The organism is Pantoea sp. Ft-CA_14, assembly GCF_024520875.1.
Lineage (GTDB): Bacteria > Pseudomonadota > Gammaproteobacteria > Enterobacterales > Enterobacteriaceae > Pantoea > Pantoea agglomerans.
Genome location: NZ_JALNPM010000023.1, coordinates 1 through 18,218, shown reverse-complemented (window position 1 = coordinate 18,218; position 18,218 = coordinate 1). Strand labels below are relative to the sequence as shown.

The window sequence follows — 18,218 nt, the reverse complement described above, 5'->3', positions numbered from 1 at the left end:
CAGGGTTTTTATCAGGCAAAGGACGATTAATCGTCTTTGTTGCCGCCGAGACCGGCGTTCAACAGTTCAGCCAGGCTGGCTGAGGCTTCATCCGCAGTAACCTGCGGTGCAACCGGAACTTCACCTGCCGCTTTGCGGCGCATACGATCCTGATGGTACGCATAACCGGTACCGGCCGGGATCAGACGACCCACGATTACGTTCTCTTTCAGGCCGCGCAGTTCATCGCGCTTACCTGCTACTGCTGCTTCGGTCAGGACACGCGTGGTTTCCTGGAACGATGCTGCAGAGATGAACGATTCGGTAGCCAGTGACGCTTTGGTAATACCCAGCAGGTCACGCATGAAGGTTGCGCCAACTTTTCCGTTCGCTTCCAGATCACGGTTAGAGATCTTGATGCGAGAGAATTCAGCCTGCTCACCTTCCAGGAAGTCTGCACTTCCTGCGCTCACGATGGTTGCTTTACGCAGCATCTGACGAACGATGACTTCGATGTGCTTATCGTTAATCTTAACGCCTTGCAGACGGTAAACTTCCTGCACTTCGTTAGTGATGTAACGGGTCACCGCATGCACGCCACGCAAGCGCAGGATGTCATGTGGAGACTCTGGGCCATCGGAAACCACGTCACCGCGCTCAACACGTTCACCTTCGAACACGTTCAGCTGACGCCATTTCGGAATCATCTCTTCGTACGGCTCACTGCCATCCAGCGGAGTGATGACCAGACGACGCTTACCTTTGGTCTCTTTACCGAAGGAGATGATGCCGCTGATCTCTGCCAGAATAGCTGGCTCTTTCGGACGACGCGCTTCGAACAGGTCAGCAACGCGTGGCAGACCACCGGTAATATCCTTGGTACCGCCAGATTCCTGCGGAACACGCGCCAGCGTGTCACCAGCACTGATCTTCACGCCATCTTCCAGCTGAACAATCGCTTTACCAGGCAGGAAGTACTGGGCCGGCATGTCGGTGCCCGGGATCAGAACGTCGTTGCCGTTGGCATCAACAATTTTCAGCGCAGGACGCAGATCTTTACCGCCCGCAGTACGTTCAGCACTGTCCAGAACCACCAGCGAAGAAAGACCGGTTAAGTCATCTGTCTGACGGGTAATGGTCTGGCCATCAACCATGTCCGTGAAGCGAATGAAACCGCCCACTTCGGTGATGACTGGCATGGTATGCGGATCCCAGTTTGCGACGGTTTCGCCCGCTGCAACCTGCTCACCATCACCTTTCGCCATGGTAGAACCATAAGGAACTTTATAGCTCTCTTTGGTACGACCAAATTCGTCGATCATTTTCAGTTCAACGTTACGCGAGGTGATCACCAGCTTGCCTGCCGAGTTCGTTACCGACTTAGCGTTGGTCAGCTTGATGGTACCTTTGTTCTTCACCTGAATGCTGGATTCAGCAGCCGCACGTGATGCCGCACCACCGATGTGGAACGTACGCATCGTCAGCTGTGTACCTGGCTCACCGATGGACTGTGCCGCGATAACACCGATCGCTTCACCTTTGTTGATGATGTGACCACGTGCCAGGTCGCGACCATAGCAATGCGCACACACACCAAAGTCGGTTTCACAACCTACTACTGAGCGGACTTTCAGGCTGTCGACTGAGTTCAGTTCCAGCACGTCACACCAGTGCTCATCGAGCAGCGTGTTGCGTGGAACCAGAATATCAGCAGTACCCGGCTTCAGAACGTCTTCAGCGGTCACACGACCCAGAACACGTTCACGCAGTGGCTCTTTAACGTCGCCACCTTCGATGACAGGTGTCATCATGATGCCTTCGTGTGTACCACAGTCATCTTCGGTAACAACCAGATCCTGTGCAACGTCAACCAGACGACGCGTCAGATAACCGGAGTTCGCCGTTTTCAGTGCGGTATCCGCCAGACCTTTACGAGCACCGTGGGTTGAGATGAAGTACTGGAGTACGTTCAACCCTTCACGGAAGTTCGCCGTGATTGGTGTTTCGATGATGGAGCCATCTGGCTTCGCCATCAGACCACGCATACCGGCCAGCTGACGAATCTGTGCAGCAGAACCACGCGCACCGGAGTCAGCCATCATAAAGATGCTGTTAAAGGAAACCTGTCGCTCTTCTACGCCGTCACGGTTAATAACGGTTTCGGTTGAGAGGTTTTCCATCATCGCCTTGGCAACACGTTCGTTGGCTGCTGCCCAGATATCGATGACTTTGTTGTAACGTTCACCTGCGGTTACCAGACCAGACTGGAACTGCTCCTGGATCTCAGCCACTTCAGCTTCCGCTTCGGTGATGATTTCCACTTTCTTCTCTGGAATAACCATGTCGTCGATGCCGACAGACGCGCCTGAACGGGCTGCGTAAGCGAAACCGGTGTACATGGTCTGGTCAGCAAAGATAACAGTCGGCTTCAGGCCCAGAATGCGGTAACAGGTGTTCAGCATTTTGGAGATAGCTTTTTTGCCCAGCGCCTGGTTAACGATGGAGAAAGGCAGACCTTTTGGCACGATCATCCACAGGATGGCACGGCCAACAGTGGTGTCGATGATGCTGGTTTTAGCAACCCACTCATCCTGCTCATTTTTCTCGTGTTCGGTGATACGCACCTTAACGCGAGCATGCAGCGATGCGAGGCCAGCGCGATAAATACGCTCAGCTTCTTTCGGGCCAGTCAGCACCATGCCCTCGCCTTTGGCGTTAACACAGTCACGGGTCATGTAGTACAGACCCAGTACAACGTCCTGAGAAGGAACGATGATTGGCTCGCCGTTCGCAGGTGACAGGATGTTGTTGGTCGACATCATCAGCGCACGTGCTTCCAGCTGGGCTTCCAGCGTCAGCGGTACGTGAACAGCCATCTGGTCACCATCGAAGTCGGCGTTGTATGCCGCACAAACCAGCGGGTGCAGCTGGATCGCTTTACCTTCGATCAGAACCGGTTCAAAGGCCTGAATACCCAGACGGTGCAGCGTAGGCGCACGGTTCAGCAGAACCGGGTGCTCACGGATCACTTCGTCGAGGATATCCCAGACAACCGCTTCTTCGCGCTCAACCATTTTCTTCGCGGCTTTGATGGTGGTGGCCAGGCCACGCAGTTCCAGCTTGCCGTAAATGAACGGTTTGAACAGTTCGAGTGCCATTTTCTTCGGCAGACCGCACTGATGCAGGCGCAGGTATGGACCTACGGTGATAACCGAACGACCAGAATAGTCGACACGTTTACCCAGCAGGTTCTGACGGAAACGACCCTGCTTACCTTTGATCATGTCAGCCAGCGATTTCAGCGGACGCTTGTTGGAACCGGTGATCGCACGACCGCGACGACCGTTGTCCAGCAGTGCATCGACCGCTTCCTGCAACATACGCTTTTCGTTGCGCACGATGATATCTGGCGCAGCCAGATCCAGCAGGCGTTTCAGGCGGTTGTTACGGTTGATCACGCGACGATAGAGATCGTTCAGATCCGACGTTGCGAAACGGCCACCATCCAGCGGTACCAGCGGACGCAAATCCGGTGGCAGAACAGGCAGCACGGTCAGGATCATCCACTCTGGCTTGTTGCCAGACTGTACGAACGCTTCCAGCAGCTTGATGCGCTTGGTCAGTTTTTTACGTTTGGTTTCGGAGTTAGTTTCGTTCAGCTCTTCACGCAGCTGCTCGCACTCCTGCTCCAGATCCATGTTTTTCAACAGGGCCTGGATCGCTTCGGCGCCCATTTTGGCGTCGAACTCGTCACCGAACTCTTCCAGAGCGTCAAGGTACTGCTCTTCAGTCAGAATCTGACGCTTCTCGAGGTTGGTCATGCCACCTTCGATTACCACGTAAGATTCAAAGTAGAGCACGCGCTCGATGTCACGCAGTGGCATATCCAGCAGTAAGCCGATACGCGATGGCAGTGACTTCAGGAACCAGATGTGCGCAGTCGGCGACGCCAGTTCGATGTGGCCCATACGCTCACGGCGTACTTTAGTCTGGGTCACTTCAACGCCGCACTTCTCACAAATCACACCACGGTGTTTCAGGCGCTTGTATTTGCCGCACAGGCACTCATAGTCTTTTACCGGCCCGAAGATACGGGCACAGAACAGACCATCGCGCTCTGGCTTAAAAGTACGGTAGTTAATGGTTTCTGGCTTTTTCACTTCACCAAAAGACCAGGAACGGATCATGTCTGGCGAAGCCAGCGCAATTTTGATCGCATCAAACTCTTCGGTCTTAGTTTGCGCTTTCAGAAACTTAAGTAAGTCTTTCACGGATTAGCTCCCGTCGGAGTGAGACTCAGAGGGCGTCCAACCGAAATTGAACGCCCCGTAACCAGTACAATTGCGAGCGCTTTAAACCCTGCGCTTTCAGGCGGCGGCGAACCGCAGCCTGAAAAGGGGGTTACTCGTCTTCCAGCTCGATGTTGATACCCAGCGAGCGAATCTCTTTCAACAGTACGTTGAAGGATTCCGGCATGCCCGGTTCCATCTGATGGTTACCGTCAACGATGTTTTTATACATCTTGGTACGGCCGTTGACGTCATCAGACTTAACGGTAAGCATTTCCTGCAGGGTATACGCGGCACCATATGCTTCCAGTGCCCATACTTCCATCTCACCAAAGCGCTGACCACCGAACTGTGCCTTACCACCCAGCGGCTGCTGAGTAACCAGGCTGTAGGAACCGGTTGAACGTGCATGCATCTTGTCATCAACCAGGTGGTTGAGTTTCAGCATGTACATGTAGCCAACGGTTACCTGACGTTCGAACTGCTCACCGGTACGGCCGTCAAACAGGGTAATCTGACCGGAAGAAGGCAAGCCGCCGAGCTGCAGCAGCTCTTTGATTTCGCTCTCTTTCGCGCCATCAAACACCGGAGTGGCGATTGGCATACCTTTCTTCAGGTTCTCAGCCAGACGCAATACTTCGTCGTCGGAGAAGGTGTTCAGGTCAACTTTCTGACGCAGATCGCTACCCAGGTCATAGGCGCGCTGGATGAATTCGCGCAGTTTCGCGACGTCTTCCTGCTTTTTGAGCATAGCGTTGATCTTCTCGCCGATGCCTTTCGCTGCCATACCCAGGTGGGTTTCCAGAATCTGACCGATGTTCATACGCGATGGTACGCCCAGCGGGTTCAGAACGATGTCAACCGGCGTGCCGTTTTCATCGTAAGGCATATCTTCGATCGGGTTGATCTTAGAGATAACACCTTTGTTACCGTGACGGCCTGCCATTTTGTCACCCGGCTGAATCTGACGCTTAACAGCCAGATAAACCTTAACGATTTTCAGCACGCCTGGTGCCAGATCATCGCCCTGGGTGATTTTACGACGCTTACCTTCGAGTTTTTTCTCAAACTCGTGCTTCAGCTCGTCGTACTGCTCTGCCAGCTGCTCCAGCTGGTTTTGCTTGGCTTCGTCAGTCAGACCCAGTTCCAGCCAGCGCTCGCGCGGCAGCTTGTCCAGTTTGTCTGCTTCAACGCCACCAGAAATCAATACGTTCTGGATACGGCTGAACAGGCCCGCTTCCAGAATCTGCAGTTCTTCAGACAGGTCTTTCTTGGCCTGCTTCAGCTGCATCTCTTCAATTTCCAGCGCACGTTTGTCTTTTTCCACGCCATCGCGGGTAAAGACCTGAACGTCGATCACGGTGCCTGACACGCCATTCGGTACGCGCAGTGACGAATCTTTCACGTCAGAGGCTTTTTCACCGAAGATAGCGCGCAGCAGTTTCTCTTCTGGCGTCAGCTGGGTTTCACCTTTTGGCGTAACCTTACCAACCAGAATGTCACCACCGGTCACTTCAGCACCGATGTAGACGATGCCTGACTCATCCAGTTTAGAGAGTGCAGCTTCACCCACGTTCGGGATATCAGCGGTAATCTCTTCCGGCCCCAGTTTGGTGTCACGCGACACGCAAGCCAGTTCCTGAATGTGGATAGTCGTAAAGCGATCTTCCTGAACCACACGCTCGGAGACCAGGATGGAGTCTTCGAAGTTGTAACCGTTCCACGGCATGAACGCTACGCGCATGTTCTGGCCCAGCGCCAGTTCACCCAGATCGGTGGACGGGCCATCTGCCAGCACGTCGCCGCGCTCAACCGGCTCACCCAGAGAAACACATGGCATCTGGTTGATGCAGGTGTTCTGGTTAGAACGGGTATATTTGGTCAGGTTGTAGATGTCGATACCGGCTTCGCCAGCATGCATTTCGTCTTCGTTAACTTTGATAACGATACGTGATGCGTCGACGTACTGTACGGTACCGCCACGTTTGGCAACGGCAGTTACACCGGAGTCAACGGCAACAGCACGTTCCATACCCGTACCAACCAGCGGCTTATCAGCACGCAGAGTCGGAACGGCCTGACGTTGCATGTTCGCACCCATCAGGGCGCGGTTAGCATCATCGTGTTCCAGGAACGGGATCAGTGACGCACCGACAGAAACGATCTGTTGAGTCGAAACGTCCATGTAGTCAACCTGATCGCGGCTGAACAGACTTGATTCGCCTTTGCTACGGCAGGTGACCAGGTCATCAACAAACGCGCCGTTATCATCAAGAGGGGCGTTCGCCTGAGCGATAACGTAGTTACCCTCTTCGATAGCAGAGAGGTAGTGAATCTCGTCAGAAACCAGACCGTCGATAACACGGCGGTAAGGCGTCTCAAGGAAACCGTACTCGTTGGTCTGTGCATACACAGACAAGGAGTTGATCAGACCGATGTTCGGGCCTTCAGGGGTTTCGATTGGGCAGACACGACCGTAGTGCGTTGGGTGTACGTCACGCACTTCGAAGCCGGCACGCTCACGCGTCAAACCACCCGGGCCGAGAGCAGAGATACGACGTTTGTGCGTAATCTCTGACAGCGGGTTGTTCTGATCCATAAACTGAGAAAGCTGGCTGGAACCAAAGAACTCTTTCACCGCGGCCGAAATTGGCTTCGCGTTGATCATGTCCTGTGGCATCAGGGTATCAAGGTCGCCCAGTGACAGACGCTCTTTCACCGCACGCTCAACACGTACCAGACCGACACGGAACTGGTTCTCAGCCATTTCACCGACTGAACGAATACGACGGTTACCGAGGTGGTCGATATCGTCCACTTCGCCTTTACCGTTACGGATGTCGATCAGCTTCTTCATCACTTCGATGATGTCATCTTTGCTCAGGATGCCTGAACCTTCGATTTCATCACGCAGCAATGAACGGTTGAACTTCATACGACCCACAGCAGAAAGATCGTAACGATCTTCAGAGAAGAACAGGTTCTCAAACAGATTCTCTGCTGCTTCGCGTGTTGGCGGCTCACCAGGACGCATCATGCGGTAGATCTCAACCAGTGCGCTCAGACGATCGCTGGTTGGGTCGACACGCAGGGTCTCGGACATATATGGACCGTGGTCCAGATCGTTGGTGAACAGCGTTTCGATGCGCTTGTGACCGGACTGACTCAGTTTGGCCAGCAGATCCAGTGACAGTTCCATGTTCGCTGCAATGATCAGCTCACCGGTGCTCTCATCGATGTAGTCTTTAGCGACCACTTTGCCCGCGATATATTCAACCGGAACTTCGATGTGCTGAATGCCATCTTTTTCCAGCTGACGGATATGGCGCGCAGTAATACGGCGTGCTTTTTCGACGTAGACGGTGCCGTTCGCTTCGATATCGAAGGTCGCAGTTTCACCGCGCAGGCGCTCAGGCACCAGCTCCATCTGCAGCTTGTTGTCGCGAATTTCAAACACCACTTTCTCGAAGAAGATATCGAGGATCTGAGGTGTAGTGAACTGCAACGCACGCAGGATGATAGTGGCCGGCAGCTTACGACGACGGTCAATACGGACAAACAGGTTATCTTTCGGGTCAAACTCAAAGTCGAGCCATGAACCGCGGTAAGGGATGATACGTGCGTTGTAGAGCACTTTACCCGATGAGTGGGTTTTACCCTTATCGCTATCAAAGAACACGCCAGGACTACGGTGCAGCTGAGAAACGATAACGCGCTCGGTACCATTGATAACAAAGGTACCATTGTCGGTCATGAGCGGAATTTCGCCCATGTAGACTTCTTGTTCTTTAATGTCTTTTACGGTGCCTTCTGGCGCTTCGCGCTCATAGACCACCAGACGCAGTTTCACGCGCAGCGGTGCCGAATAGGTCACGCCACGGATCTGACACTCTTTCACGTCAAAGACAGGTTCACCCAGGCGATAGCTGACATACTGCAACTCAGAGTTGCCGCTGTAGCTCGCAATAGGGAATACAGAGCGGAATGCAGCTTCCAGTCCGTACTGACCTTCTGGATCTTGCTCGATAAACTTCTGGAACGAGTCGAGCTGGATGGAAAGGAGATAAGGTATGTCCAGTACTTGCGGACGTTTACCAAAATCCTTACGAATACGTTTTTTCTCGGTATAGGAGTAAACCATAGGGTTCCTCAGCTAGCTGACAAGTCGACCCACGCTGTCCGTCCTGACAGGACAGTTCATGCAACACGATTTTGTTTGATTCACTGGCTGCGCAGCAGCAGTGCAATACCTCTTTCTATCACGCTTAAATCATTTCATCGCTGTTGCGAGGGCAGGGAACCCGCACAGGTAGAGCGGTATATTAAGTCGTCGATAGAGAAAGATATTGAAGAGTAACAATGGACAAACAGTGTGAAACCCCATTGAGACCCTGTAGCGCAAAAAGGCTGGTGACCAAAAAGTCACCAGCCATCAGCCTGAAACTACTCAGACTGCAACCCGAAGGCTGTCTTACTTAACTTCAACTTCAGCGCCAGCTTCTTTCAGAGCAGCTTCAAGTGCAGCTGCGTCATCTTTGCTGATCGCTTCTTTGATTACGCCAGTTGCTTCAACCAGATCTTTGGCTTCTTTCAGGCCCAGACCAGTTGCAGTACGTACGGCTTTGATTACTGCAACCTTGTTCGGGCCAACAGCTTTCAGAACTACGTCGAATTCAGTTTTTTCTTCAACAGCTTCAGCCGGGCCCGCAGCAACAGCTACAGCAGCAGCAGCAGAAACGCCGAATTTTTCTTCCATAGCAGAAACCAGCTCAACTACTTCCATTACGGACATCGCTGCAACAGCTTCCAGAATTTGGTCTTTAGTAATAGACATGACAATTGTTCCTAAGAATCAGAAAAAGTTTATACGTAAGCAAGTACGAAGAAAAGAATATGACCTTAAGCCGCTTCTTTTGCATCGCGTACAGCAGCCAGAGTGCGGACCAGTTTGCCGGCAGCGGCTTCTTTCATGGTCGACATCAGACGTGCCAGTGCTTCTTCGTAGGTCGGCAGCGTTGCCAGACGGTCAATATTGGCCGCCGTGATCAGCTCACCTTCAAAGGCTGCAGCTTTGACCTCAAATTTTGCATTCGCTTTCGCGAAATCTTTGAACAGACGAGCAGCAGCGCCCGGGTGTTCCATAGAATATGCAATCAGGGTCGGACCAACAAACGTGTCTTTCAGGCACTCAAACTGAGTTCCTTCAACGACGCGGCGCAGCAGGGTGTTACGAACAACACGCATGTAAACGCCAGCTTCACGGCCTGCTTTACGCAGTTCGGTCATTTTATCAACGGTAACGCCACGGGAATCCGCAACAACCGCTGAAAGCGCACCTTTGGCTACTTCGCTGACTTCAGCAACAATCGCTTGTTTGTCTTGAAGATTTAATGCCATTAGCTTTTGCTCCTGGATTTGACCGGGAAAGGATTTCCCCGGAACTCACTTCACTTACTCACCCCAAGGGGAAATAAGCGCTCGAACACGGTGAGCAGAATCCAGCTAAGAAAAAATTCTTTTGGTTCTGTCACCGTCTACGCAGGGTATTAAGCGGAATATCCGGAGATAAGCAGCTCCTGCGGTCTTGGACGGAGGCCAGGATAAGGCCTGGCTCCAACCTAAATTCTGTGCGACGCAGCAGAGTCAGAGGGAAAGGCGATACACGCAACAATCAGTTCTGGCTCTCTGGTGTCCTGTTCCGTTAATAACAGAACAACGGGCGTAAGATTCTAGGTGAATTTTTCGCCCGTTTCAAGCAGCAATTAGTTTGCTGTTGCGTTCAGACCAGCCTGGTCAACGGCAACGCCGGCGCCCATGGTGGTTGAAAGGCTAACTTTCTTGATGTACACGCCTTTCGCCTGAGATGGTTTTGCTTTTTTCAGCGCAACCAGCAGAGACTCCAGGTTTTCTTTCAGTTTGTCAGCGTCAAAGTCCACTTTACCGATGGTAGTGTGGATGATGCCGTTTTTGTCGTTACGATAACGAACCTGACCCGCTTTAGCGTTCTTAACCGCTTCAGCAACGTTAGGCGTTACAGTACCGACTTTCGGGTTTGGCATCAGGCCACGTGGACCCAGAATCTGGCCCAGCTGGCCAACAACGCGCATTGCATCCGGAGAAGCAATAACAACGTCAAAATTCATTTCGCCTTTCTTGATCTGATCAGCCAGGTCTTCCATGCCTACCAGCTCAGCGCCTGCTGCTTTAGCAGCTTCAGCGTTGGCGCCCTGGGCGAAGACAGCAACACGTACTGAACGACCAGTACCGTGTGGCAGAACGGTCGCGCCGCGAACGTTCTGATCAGATTTACGTGCATCAATGCCGAGGTTGACAGCAACGTCAACGCTTTCAACGAACTTGGCAGTAGCCAGTTCTTTCAGCAGAGCAACAGCTTCAGCAATATCATACTGCTTGGTCGCGTCAACTTTGTCGCGAATTACGGTCATGCGCTTGGTCAGCTTAGCCATTTCTTAGTCCTCTACTACCAGGCCCATGGAACGAGCAGTACCTTCGATTGAGCGAGTCATCGCTTCAACGTCAGAACCAGTCATGTCCGCAGCTTTGGTTTCTGCGATTTCACGTACCTGAGCACGAGTCACTTTACCGACTTTATCTTTGTTCGGCTTACCAGAACCAGACTTGATGCCCGCTGCTTTTTTCAGCAGTACGGCAGCCGGAGGCGTTTTGGTAATGAAGGTAAAAGAACGGTCGCTGTATACGGTGATAACAACAGGAGTCGGCAGACCTTTTTCCAGAGATTCGGTCTTAGCGTTGAACGCTTTGCAGAATTCCATGATGTTAACACCCTGCTGACCCAGAGCTGGACCAACCGGTGGACTTGGGTTCGCCATACCAGCTGCAACCTGCAGCTTGACGTAGGCTTGGACTTTCTTAGCCATGATATTTCCTCAATTGGGTTATAGCGCCTGTAAAGGCTCCCCGTGATAACGATTTACACGCTGTTGCCAGCGCATAAAAACAAAAGGCGCGAAATTGTAGTTAAATTTCGCGCCTGCTGCAACAGCTAATTTGTGAGCGGAAAGAGGTTAACCTTTCTCCACCTGACCGAAGTCGAGCTCAACCGGCGTGGCACGTCCAAAGATGGAAACGGATACCGTCAGGCGGCTCTTCTCGTAATCCACATCTTCAACCACACCGTTAAAGTCAGCAAAAGGACCGTCATTAACGCGAACCATTTCACCTGGCTCAAACAGCGTTTTCGGACGAGGCTTGTCGCCGACCTGCTGCAGACGGTTCATGATCGCATCAACTTCTTTATCGCTGATAGGTGCCGGACGGTCAGATGTACCGCCGATGAAACCCATCACGCGTGGGACGCTGCGTACCAGGTGCCAGCTGGCGTCATTCATCACCATCTGAACCAGTACGTATCCCGGGAAAAACTTGCGCTCGCTCTTACGACGCTGGCCACCACGAATTTCAACGACTTCTTCAGTCGGAACCATGACGTCGCCAAACAGCTCTTCCATGTTGTGCAATTTGATATGCTCGCGCAGCGATTGTGCTACGCGGCCTTCAAAACCGGAAAACGCCTGTACGACGTACCAGCGTTTCTTTGGAGCTTCAGACATCTCAGAACCTCAGGCCAGTGATAAACGATACCAGACGGACCAGAATACCATCCAGCCCCCACAAAATCAGTGACATCACGGCAGTAACCGCGGCAACGATTAACGTGGTGTGCAGCGTTTCCTGGCGGGTTGGCCAGATAACCTTACGCATTTCTGTTCTTGCTTCACGAGCAAAAGCCACGGTCGCTTTGCCTTTGGTCGTTAAAAGCGCAATGCCGCCAGCCGCTGCAATCAGTACAACTACGGCTAAAGCACGCAGTGGCAGTGACACATCACGATAGAGGTAGTTACCTACAATCGCTGCAAGCAGCAGTAACACGACTACTACCCACTTTACCGCTTCCAGGCCACGCCCGCTCCCTTGAGCTTCGGTATTCGCACTCATAAACCAACCTGCCACAATAATTCAGAAACTATTCTGCCCCGCAGTGCGAGGCGTCCAAACCGAATGAGCTTTTGGGGCGTAACTCGGTATCCAACGCCGCATAACAGAGCCTGTCTCAGCAATGATTATGATTCAAAAAATCACTGATGAGCCAGGTTCTATGAAACAGCGTGCAAAAAGGGCATCAAATGATGCCCTTTCCGTGTGCATTGCGTCAAACGTTATCGGTAATTATGCGATAACTTTAGCAACAACACCCGCGCCAACGGTACGGCCACCTTCGCGGATTGCGAAGCGCAGACCTTCGTCCATTGCGATTGGGTGGATCAGGGTAACAACCATTTTGATGTTGTCGCCTGGCATGACCATCTCAACGCCTTCTGGCAGCTCTACTGAACCGGTTACGTCAGTTGTACGGAAGTAGAACTGTGGACGATAGCCTTTGAAGAACGGAGTATGGCGGCCACCTTCGTCTTTAGACAGAACGTAAACTTCTGACTCGAACTGGGTGTGCGGCTTGATTGAGCCTGGCTTAGCCAGAACCTGGCCACGCTGGATGTCTTCACGCTTGATACCGCGCAGCAGAACACCACAGTTTTCGCCTGCCTGACCCTGGTCCAGCAGCTTACGGAACATCTCAACACCGGTACAGGTTGATTTCGCAGTATCTTTGATACCCACGATTTCAACTTCGTCGCCGACTTTAACGATGCCGCGCTCAACACGACCGGTAACAACGGTACCACGGCCAGAGATTGAGAATACGTCTTCGATTGGCAGCAGGAACGGCATGTCGATCGCACGGACTGGATCCGGGATGTAGTTGTCCAGGTGTTCAGCCAGCTCAACGATTTTTGCTTCCCACTCAGGAACGCCTTCCAGCGCTTTCAGAGCAGAACCACGAACGATTGGAGTGTCATCGCCTGGGAAGTCGTACTGTGACAGCAGGTCACGTACTTCCATCTCTACCAGTTCCAGCAGCTCTTCATCATCAACCATGTCACACTTGTTCAGGAACACGATGATGTAAGGAACGCCAACCTGGCGACCCAGCAGGATGTGCTCACGGGTCTGTGGCATTGGGCCATCAGTCGCAGCAACAACCAGGATCGCGCCGTCCATCTGCGCAGCACCGGTGATCATGTTTTTCACATAGTCGGCGTGGCCTGGGCAGTCAACGTGAGCGTAGTGACGTGCAGCAGTCTCATACTCAACGTGTGCGGTGTTGATGGTGATACCGCGGGCTTTTTCTTCAGGCGTGCTGTCGATCTGATCGAATGCACGAGCCTGGCCGCCGTTGGTTTTAGCCAGTACGGTAGTGATAGCTGCAGTCAGGGTGGTTTTACCGTGGTCAACGTGACCGATGGTGCCCACGTTTACGTGCAGTTTGTTACGTTGAAATTGCTCTTTAGCCATCGCTAGTCCCTCTAAGACACGGATATATCAATGATATCATCACATTAACCAGGCAATGCCTGACTGCAAGGAAGTTACAGAGAAAATCAGGAGGGAGATTAAAGGAAGTGGTGCTGATACCCAGAGTCGAACTGGGGACCTCACCCTTACCAAGGGTGCGCTCTACCAACTGAGCCATATCAGCACATCTGGAGCGGGCAGCGGGAATCGAACCCGCATCATCAGCTTGGAAGGCTGAGGTAATAGCCATTATACGATGCCCGCATCCTGGAACTCGGCTACCTGTTCTTTCTGTAGCTTGCAGATAACAGAGATGTTTCTCTATTATCTACTGCCTGTCAGCGAAGCTGACCGACTTTGACTTCGCTAACGCTCAGTCTGAATTCAGGGTGATAAGTGACTCACCTGACAGATAAACAGGTTGTTTATCTGCGTACCCAACCGCGAGGTTGAGATGGTGGTGGGAGAAGGATTCGAACCTTCGAAGTCTGTGACGGCAGATTTACAGTCTGCTCCCTTTGGCCGCTCGGGAATCCCACCTACTTGATGGTGCCGGCTACCGGAATCGAACTGGTGACCTACTGATTACAAGTCAGTTGCTCTACCAACTGAGCTAAGCCGGCATCAAGTGGAGCGCATTCTAGGAAGGTCGGGCTCTGGATGCAACTAAAAAATCGCTTATTTTTTTCTATCGCTTACTATTTGTGCAAATCATCGCATTTTAGTGTTTTTGTGCAGAATATTTGTGCAATCTGGTCCTGTTTTCATAGGATCAGTCAGCCCGCGCTAATGCCTTAGGCCTCTCTCTGGGCCGCTTTTCAGCAGATAAATGATCTGCAGGCAGTATTTTTATTTCACACGCCTGTACCGAACGATGCTTTTTTGACCTCGCCTGCGCTTTTTTTTCATGTGCAGGCACTTTTCTGTAGAAAGCAGGCCTGTTTTGACATGCGTGTCCCTTATGTCGGTACGACGATGACCAGGCGTGGAGCCTTTCAAAATGACTCTATGCTGTTGTTCGTTTGCTGAAGTTCTTATGGGACATATTGAATTTGTACCGCATCAGCCTCTCTCTATGCCCTTATAGCGGCGTTTTGTCATTCAGACGTGTCAGATGTAAAAAGCAGATAAAAGCCGCACATGCGCTGTGATGACCTGCAATATCATAAACAACGATAAAGCAGTAAAAATTAAAGCCACCATGATGTTTTGTGGGTATGCCGACGAAAGCGAGATCACGTTTATCTTTTTACTTCTGTTAAAAGCCATACTGGTGATACCCTCCAGCCCATTGTTCTCACTGATAAACCAGCGATTCGTGATTCACTTCACCTGTGCTGTCCTGCTTATCGGATAACACGCGGTTGATAGCCATGAATTTGCGGTCAGATGCATGCTTATGGATAAAACGACCCCCCTGACAACGCCTTATTTAGAGTTCACTCGTGAGCAATGGGCTGCATTACGTGATTCCGTTCCTATGACGCTGTCAGAGGAAGAGATCGCGCAGCTGGAGGGCATCAACGAGGATCTCTCGCTGGAGGAAGTAGCGGAAATTTATCTGCCACTTTCGCGTCTGCTTAATTTTTATATAAGTTCTAACGTTCGCCGGCAGGCTGTACTGGAGCAATTTCTGGGCACCAATGGCCAGAAAATCCCCTATATCATCAGTATTGCGGGTAGCGTAGCGGTCGGTAAAAGCACGACTGCGCGTGTCTTGCAGGCTTTGCTCAGCCGCTGGCCTGAACATCGCAAAGTCGAATTGATCACCACTGATGGCTTCCTTCATCCTAATGCCGTGCTGAAAGAGCGTGGGTTAATGAAGAAAAAAGGATTCCCGCAATCCTACGATATGCACCGGTTGGTCAATTTCGTCTCCGATTTAAAGTCGGGAGCCAGTCAGGTGACTGCTCCGGTCTATTCACATCTGATTTATGATGTCATCCCTGATGGCGATAAAGTGATACAGCAGCCTGATATTCTGATTCTGGAAGGACTGAATGTATTACAGAGTGGAATGGACTATCCCCACGATCCCCATCATGTCTTTGTTTCAGATTTCGTCGATTTTTCTATCTATGTTGATGCAGAGGAAGATCTCCTGCAAAGCTGGTATATCAATCGATTCCTGAAATTCCGCCAGGGCGCATTTACCAATCCGGACTCCTATTTCCATCATTACGCCCAGCTCTCAGAGGCAGAAGCAGTTGAAATTGCTGGCAATTTATGGAAAGAGATTAACTGGCTTAACCTGCAGGAAAATATCCTGCCGACGCGCGAACGAGCCAGCCTGATCATGACCAAAAGTGGCGATCATGCGGTCGATAAGGTTCGCTTGCGTAAATAACTGCTGTCATAAAAAAGCCTGCGTTGCTGCAGGCTTTTTTTACTCAGACAGGACGCAGTGATATTTCTCCACCCACCCAGGCTTTTATTTCGCCATCCTGTTCCAGTAACAGGCCACCCTGGCTGTCTACGCCTCGCGCAATACCATGGACCTCACGTTCACCGATAAGCAGCTTAACCGGCCGGTTAATAAAATTATCCAGCGCAGCCCAGCGTGCGACAAACGGGGTTAATCCCTCCTGCTCAAAGAGCGGCAGAGCTTCGCGCAGACTATTGATCAGACGTGCCGCCAGCTCATTGCGGTTTACCGTTACCCCGGCCTCCTGCAGGTTAATCCAGCCCTGATTAATCTGTGATGCATCGGCTGTTCGCATCGCCAGGTTAATCCCCGCACCAATCACGATCTGCGCAGCATCGCCGGTTTTACCTGTCAGTTCAACCAGAATACCCGCCAGTTTACGATCGTTCAGGTAAATATCATTGGGCCATTTTACGCGGACATCATCGGCCCCTAATGAACGTAATGTCTCAGCCATGATAATGCCAATTACCAGGCTCAGGCCCATCGCCGCTGCCGGCCCCTGCTCCAGACGCCAGTACATAGACATGTAGAGGTTCGCGCCAAAGGGCGAAAACCACTGACGGCCACGACGGCCTCGACCCGCCTGCTGATATTCCGCAATGCAGGCAGCACCCGACTCCATTTCATGCATACGTTCCAGCAGATACTGATTTGTGGAATCAATCACCGGGATTACCGAGACGTTACCCTGCGTAACCTGTGAGAGTATCGCCTGCTCATCCAGCAGCTGTATCGGGGCAGAGAGACTGTAACCTTTACCTGTCACGGTATAGACGTCAAGACCCCAGCTTTTTAACGTCTGGATATGCTTATTTATGGCTGCGCGACTCATGCCCAGCCTTTCACCCAGTTGCTCACCGGAATGAAACTCACCATCAGATAAGATATCAACCAGCTTTAGCGGAACATTATGGTCTTTCATGCGATCACCCCGACGGCATTACACTCACCCTGCGCCTGAATAAAGCGCACTTCGGGCTCAAGCCAGACATCAAATTTTTCACCAACCTGAGCGCGTACGGTTTTTGCCAGCGCAACGATATCGTCGGGAGTGGCATTTTCAGCGTTGATCAGCACCAGAGCCTGTCGCTGGTGAACTGCCGCGCCCCCAATGCGGTAACCCTTCAGCTGGCACTGATCGATAAGCCATCCTGCTGCCAGTTTGATTTCACCATTTGGCATCAGATAGTGTGGCATAGCCGGAAAATGCGTCAGTAGTGAGCTGCACTGCGCCTCGGTGACGACAGGATTTTTAAAAAAGCTGCCTACATTACCGGTGACTTTCGGATCGGGTAATTTGCTCTGCCGCATCTGGCATACTGCGTGATAGACATCCCAGGCATTGGCCGTCACCGGATTGAGCGTTTTCAGATCGCCGTAGGTTAATACCGGTTGCCATTGCTTAGGCAATATTATCCCGACTGCGACGATGACATAGCCTGACTGGTAGTGATGTTTAAAAATGCTGTCACGATAGCCAAACTCACAGGCTTCACGATCGAGACGTTCTGTCTGACCACTGTGCAGATTAAGTACATCCACGTATTCGCAGACGTCTTTTAATTCCACGCCATAAGCACCTATGTTCTGAATCGGTGCCGAACCGGTCATACCAGGGATCAACGCCAGATTTTCCAGGCCTGTGATTCCTTTTTCCAGCGTGCTTTTAACCAGCTGATGCCAGTTCTCACCTGCCCCAACGTGCAATTTCCAGCACTCATATTCATCCTGAATTTTGATGCCTTTGATGCGGTTCAGCACCACTGTACCGGCAAAATCTTCCAGGAAGAGGACATTGCTGCCTTCACCGAGCACAAGGAAAGGCGTTTGATCACTCTGGCTGGCCTGCCATGCTGCCAGAATGGCGGCTGGCGTCTCGGCGACGATGCGTTTCTGTGTATGTACTTCAAGCCCAAGCGTATTGTCGGCTTTTAAGGAGGGATGCTGGCTGGACATTTGACGGCCTTTACTGAGTTATCTGGCCGTAGTTTACCGTATCAGAGAGGGGTTCTCAGGCTGTTTTCGGGGGTTATGATGAGGTTTTTCACGATCTGCAGACGTAAAAAAGCCCCGCACTTTCGTGCGGGGCTTCTTCACTTATTTGATGCCTGGCAGTTCCCTACTCTCGC

The 18,218-nt window shown here is 51.8% G+C and carries 12 protein-coding genes and 4 tRNA genes; 1 reads left to right on the top strand and 15 read right to left on the bottom strand.

The features are described 5' to 3' along the window. Positions 1-26: 26 nt before the first annotated feature. From rpoC to NR195_RS22435, 13 genes are all read right to left on the bottom strand, one after another. Entirely contained in the window at positions 27-4,250 is a 4,224-nt protein-coding gene (gene rpoC / locus NR195_RS22495; protein WP_010261049.1) for a DNA-directed RNA polymerase subunit beta', read from the bottom strand. 130 nt (positions 4,251-4,380) lie between these two features. Beyond that, on the bottom strand, positions 4,381-8,409 hold the full coding sequence (gene rpoB / locus NR195_RS22490) for a DNA-directed RNA polymerase subunit beta (protein WP_010261046.1): 4,029 nt from the start codon (positions 8,407-8,409) through the stop codon (positions 4,381-4,383). Between the two features lie 330 nt (positions 8,410-8,739). Beyond that, positions 8,740-9,102 carry a 50S ribosomal protein L7/L12 gene (gene rplL / locus NR195_RS22485; RefSeq protein ID WP_008927142.1) on the bottom strand — a complete coding sequence of 121 codons (363 nt, stop codon included), beginning with the start codon at positions 9,100-9,102 and terminating at the stop codon, positions 8,740-8,742. 65 nt (positions 9,103-9,167) lie between these two features. Next, a complete protein-coding gene (rplJ, locus tag NR195_RS22480; RefSeq protein WP_003848098.1) occupies positions 9,168-9,665 on the bottom strand; it encodes a 50S ribosomal protein L10 in 498 nt (165 codons plus the stop codon). Between the two features lie 365 nt (positions 9,666-10,030). Continuing rightward, complete coding sequence (gene rplA / locus NR195_RS22475) at positions 10,031-10,735, bottom strand: 50S ribosomal protein L1 (protein WP_010261038.1); 705 nt, start codon at positions 10,733-10,735, stop codon at positions 10,031-10,033. Positions 10,736-10,738: 3 nt separating this feature from the next. Next, on the bottom strand, positions 10,739-11,167 hold the full coding sequence (gene rplK, locus NR195_RS22470) for a 50S ribosomal protein L11 (RefSeq protein WP_006121495.1): 429 nt from the start codon (positions 11,165-11,167) through the stop codon (positions 10,739-10,741). Between the two features lie 147 nt (positions 11,168-11,314). Further along, positions 11,315-11,860, bottom strand: a complete 546-nt coding sequence (gene nusG / locus NR195_RS22465; protein WP_003848088.1) for a transcription termination/antitermination protein NusG — start codon at positions 11,858-11,860, stop codon at positions 11,315-11,317. Position 11,861: 1 nt separating this feature from the next. Further along, positions 11,862-12,245 (bottom strand): preprotein translocase subunit SecE, encoded by a 384-nt coding sequence (gene secE, locus NR195_RS22460; protein WP_008927141.1) that lies wholly within the window; start codon positions 12,243-12,245, stop codon positions 11,862-11,864. Positions 12,246-12,476: 231 nt separating this feature from the next. Then, positions 12,477-13,661: an elongation factor Tu gene (gene tuf, locus NR195_RS22455; protein WP_010261012.1), complete on the bottom strand. Its 1,185-nt coding sequence runs from the start codon at positions 13,659-13,661 to the stop codon at positions 12,477-12,479. Between the two features lie 108 nt (positions 13,662-13,769). Further along, positions 13,770-13,845, bottom strand: a tRNA-Thr gene (locus NR195_RS22450). A 5-nt stretch (positions 13,846-13,850) separates the two neighbouring features. Next, positions 13,851-13,925 (bottom strand) — tRNA-Gly (locus NR195_RS22445). Between the two features lie 191 nt (positions 13,926-14,116). After that, positions 14,117-14,201 (bottom strand) — tRNA-Tyr (locus NR195_RS22440). 7 nt (positions 14,202-14,208) lie between these two features. After that, positions 14,209-14,284, bottom strand: a tRNA-Thr gene (locus tag NR195_RS22435). A gap of 776 nt (positions 14,285-15,060) precedes the next feature. On the opposite strand from NR195_RS22435, the gene coaA reads away from it, so the two are divergent. Further along, positions 15,061-16,008 carry a type I pantothenate kinase gene (gene coaA / locus NR195_RS22430; protein WP_010672227.1) on the top strand — a complete coding sequence of 316 codons (948 nt, stop codon included), beginning with the start codon at positions 15,061-15,063 and terminating at the stop codon, positions 16,006-16,008. Between the two features lie 43 nt (positions 16,009-16,051). Here coaA and birA read toward each other — a convergent pair whose 3' ends face one another. Beyond that, positions 16,052-17,011, bottom strand: coding sequence for a bifunctional biotin--[acetyl-CoA-carboxylase] ligase/biotin operon repressor BirA (gene birA / locus NR195_RS22425; RefSeq protein ID WP_010672228.1), 960 nt, complete (start codon positions 17,009-17,011; stop codon positions 16,052-16,054). Then, a complete protein-coding gene (gene murB / locus NR195_RS22420; RefSeq protein WP_256844922.1) occupies positions 17,008-18,045 on the bottom strand; it encodes a UDP-N-acetylmuramate dehydrogenase in 1,038 nt (345 codons plus the stop codon). The genes birA and murB overlap by 4 nt, the downstream gene beginning before the upstream one ends. Positions 18,046-18,218 lie beyond the last annotated feature (173 nt).

What these genes read in the sequence shown, in the direction of transcription:
- rplA (WP_010261038.1), bottom strand. Translation starts at nt 10,735, where the DNA reads ATGGCTAAGCTGACCAAGCGCATGACCGTAATTCGCGACAAAGTTGAC.
- murB (WP_256844922.1), bottom strand. Translation starts at nt 18,045, where the DNA reads ATGTCCAGCCAGCATCCCTCCTTAAAAGCCGACAATACGCTTGGGCTT.
- rplJ (WP_003848098.1), bottom strand. Translation starts at nt 9,665, where the DNA reads ATGGCATTAAATCTTCAAGACAAACAAGCGATTGTTGCTGAAGTCAGC.
- rpoB (WP_010261046.1), bottom strand. Translation starts at nt 8,409, where the DNA reads ATGGTTTACTCCTATACCGAGAAAAAACGTATTCGTAAGGATTTTGGT.
- nusG (WP_003848088.1), bottom strand. Translation starts at nt 11,860, where the DNA reads ATGTCTGAAGCTCCAAAGAAACGCTGGTACGTCGTACAGGCGTTTTCC.
- rplK (WP_006121495.1), bottom strand. Translation starts at nt 11,167, where the DNA reads ATGGCTAAGAAAGTCCAAGCCTACGTCAAGCTGCAGGTTGCAGCTGGT.
- tuf (WP_010261012.1), bottom strand. Translation starts at nt 13,661, where the DNA reads ATGGCTAAAGAGCAATTTCAACGTAACAAACTGCACGTAAACGTGGGC.
- secE (WP_008927141.1), bottom strand. Translation starts at nt 12,245, where the DNA reads ATGAGTGCGAATACCGAAGCTCAAGGGAGCGGGCGTGGCCTGGAAGCG.
- birA (WP_010672228.1), bottom strand. Translation starts at nt 17,011, where the DNA reads ATGAAAGACCATAATGTTCCGCTAAAGCTGGTTGATATCTTATCTGAT.
- coaA (WP_010672227.1), top strand. Translation starts at nt 15,061, where the DNA reads ATGGATAAAACGACCCCCCTGACAACGCCTTATTTAGAGTTCACTCGT.
- rplL (WP_008927142.1), bottom strand. Translation starts at nt 9,102, where the DNA reads ATGTCTATTACTAAAGACCAAATTCTGGAAGCTGTTGCAGCGATGTCC.